Origin of the sequence: Spirulina major PCC 6313, from assembly GCF_001890765.1 — a bacterium.
Taxonomy (GTDB): Bacteria; Cyanobacteriota; Cyanobacteriia; order Cyanobacteriales; family Spirulinaceae; genus Spirulina; species Spirulina major.
Genome location: NZ_KV878782.1, coordinates 38791 through 42058 on the forward strand (window position 1 = coordinate 38791; position 3268 = coordinate 42058).

1 protein-coding gene is annotated in these 3268 nt (G+C 49.1%); it reads right to left on the reverse strand.

Going from position 1 to position 3268, the window contains the following annotated elements:
- Positions 1-159: 159 nt before the first annotated feature.
- On the reverse strand, positions 160-3018 hold the full coding sequence (locus SPI6313_RS00165) for a DUF1156 domain-containing protein (protein WP_072619185.1): 2859 nt from the start codon (positions 3016-3018) through the stop codon (positions 160-162).
- Positions 3019-3268 lie beyond the last annotated feature (250 nt).

Consider the following 3268-nt stretch of genomic DNA (forward strand, 5'->3'; position numbering starts at 1 on the left):
TCTATTCCCAGCGGGCAAGATGCCCGCACTACAAAAAATTGATGTGAATGGAGTGGGAGCATCCTGCTCCCTTCTTAACCATTAAACTGCTCCCTACCTTTAACCATTAAACTGCTCCCTACCTTTCTTCATTGATTCCCAGCGGGCAAGATGCCCGCACTACTCAGGCAGATTCAATTTCAATTGACCCTCATCCCCTAAGTTTAGCTCTAGCTGCTCAACCACAACCTTCGCCTTAATCTCCTCCATCCCTAGCCAAATATTGAGCAGGGTTTGATATTCCGGGGTGCTTTGGGGCAGAACTCGGAAGGCCACTTCTAGGGTTTTGATGAAATAGTCATTTTCGAGCAGGCCGGTATTTTTCAGGAAGCGGCGCAGAATCTGTAAATTCTCTTCTTCGTCGTAAATTGCGATCGCAGCCATCAAGCCATCTACCAAATATTGCCCCGAAAAGTCCTCATCGTTGACGGCAAAGGCGCGTTTTTTCTGGCGTTGGGCGGGGGTGAGGAGTTTACAAGTGCCGCTGGTGGAGCTAATCAGTTTGAAGGTTTTGGCGAGGTCGTTGACGTTAAACCCACCGATCGCCAGGGCGAGTTGTCGTGCTTCATCAAAGGGGAATTCGCGGGCGGCGAAGGCATCCCAGGCGAGTAAATACCATTGGGTGAGGGCATCAAACCCGGCGGTGTCGGTTTTAACGAGGGTATCAAAGCGGTAGTTGGCGATCGCTTTCCTTGCCTCTGTAAATGCCTGTTCGGGTCGCACGGTCGCGCCGCTACTGTCTAACACGGGCCAAGCGCGGCTAAAGATGTTCAGGGCAGGGCCAAAGGCGCTTAAATACAGGTCGATTCCGGCTCCGGCGGTGATGCCCTGGGCGGTTTCGGTTTGGAGGGCGGTTTCGAGTTCGGGGGCGCGGGTGAGGACGGCGTTACGCACTTCGATTTTCACTTCGTCCCACCAAGCTTGGGGCGCGTCGGGGTCGCGTTTGCGGCAGACGAGGAGGACGGTACTGGAGACGCTGTTTTTCTTGGCTTGGTGGAGGTTCTGGGGGTTTTCGGTGTTCACTGCCCAGCTTGCGGTAATCTCAAATCCGGCTTCGATCAAGGATTGAGCCAGCACATCCCACGCGCCGGAGTCTTTATGGTTAAACTGCACGGTCATCACGCCGTTTTCTTTCAGGACGCGGTGATATTCACTGAAAGCCATTTCCATTTTGGCTTCATAGTCTTGGTTGGCGAGTTGTTCGGGGCTGTCTCCCATGCCTCGAAACCGCGACGGATTCGCAACGGCTTCGCGGTCTTTGTCGGTGAGGTCGGTTAGATAAAGATCAGGGAAAACATCACCTAAAATCCGTTTTTGCCACACATAAAAGAAGTCGGAAAGTTCGGCATATTGAATGGTTGCGTAATAGGGCGGATCGGTGACAATGCTATCAATACTTTGATCGTCTAAATGAAAGAGGCTATCAGCGGAAGCGTTTTCAATGTGAAGAGTTTTTTCGGTATGCTGTTCAATTCCTTTAAGCTTTGATGAATTGTTTTTTGTACCGAGTAAATCACAAAGTCCCTGATATTCATTAGAAACTGGATCAGCACATCCTCGCCATAACTCTTTATTTCCTGAAATTTCTGGATAATTCCAAGTTAAATTTAAAGCGTGTTGTGTTGATGCTCTTTCAACAGATGATCTCGATGTATGCCAAATTGATAATCTACAATTTCTGTCAACACAACGATCTAAAACTAAGGCTAAATAAGTAGCGATCGCACCCACCTTCTCCGGCTCATACTCAACCTGTAGCCGTTCCTTCACCTCATTGATAATCTCTACATACGTCACTAACGTTAACAACTGACGCGGATTAAAAAACTTATGCCAGTGTGTTAATCCATACTCTGGTAATGATTGACGTTCATGCGTTTCATGAGCATATTGAAGTTCAATATTAGGGATAGTTTCTAAAGAGGATATATTATTTAATTTTTGTGTTATCTTTTCGCTTGCACTTTGATAAGCTGCTAAATCCGATGAATTTGGGTTTCTAAAAGACAAAGATGATTTATTTTTTTTATAAGCCACAGCATAAAGTTGATGTCCTAATTCATCACTTGAGCCTTGTTTTTTAATAATATTGCCCTCAATAACACCATCACAATTCGGGCATTTTCCAACCCCTCGACTCAAAGTATTAAAATCACTCGGATCAAAATCGCCCTCTGGTGTTTGAATCGTCGATCCTTTTCCTTTGGGGCCTTTAATTAACTCAAAATCAACCCGCTTTTCTGCTGGGTTTGGAATCGGTTTAACCGCATACCAATCTGCTGTAACTGTTCGCGCTTGACCCTTGCCCGCATAATTACTCGTTTTACTCAGCCACCAATTCGGACTCAACGGCACAACCGAGCCACAACTCGGACAATCCACCGTATGCGCCCAGAGATAATTCTGAACCGTTTCCCCCTCACCCACAGGGAAAAACTCCGCCAAACGTTGCTCCGCCTCATCCCCCACCCACTTCACCCAGCGGTCAATATCCACCTGAAGATCCGCGCCGAACTGGAGCGGAAACTCCATCGCTGCCTTCATCGTCACCACCGCCACCGGATTCAGGTCGCTCGCAAACACCCGGAACCCATACCGCGCCGCCTCAAACGGAATCGACCCGCCCCCCGCAAACGCATCCAACACCGCCGGAACATCCCCCCACAACTCCTCACAGAGCGCGTGAACCTTCTGGATGCGGAGCGCACCCGGCGGCGTTTTGTAGAGCCGCAAATCCGGGTCAGGCTTCAACCCCTCCCGCTCCGGGCGTAACCCCAGCAAATATTCAAACTCCTCCATCGTCACCGTATCCGGCAACACCGAAGCCAACACACTCGCCCGACTAAACGACAACGGCTTCCGCGAATACCACCGATGCAGCCCCTTAAACGGGTTCCCCCCATGCTCGTAATACACCTGCTCATTCAAGAGCTTCACCGGAAACTGTTTCTCGATAAACACCGCAGGACGAGAACCCATAGGACAACTGAGGTTGAAAAGACAATCCTTCCAATGTACCGCCCTTGTTTAGCGCGGCCAAGCTCCCCAGCGATCGCTTCAAAGGATGAAGGAAGTTTTAAAGGATGAAGGATGAAATTAGAAGGCAGAATTTTGAGATTGAGAAAAAAGTAACTCTTTCTTCTTTTCCCATTCATCCTTCTGCCTTCAAAAGCGTTTCCAATCAATGAGGGTCTCCAGCGAGTGGAGACGTAGTGCGGGCATCTTGCCC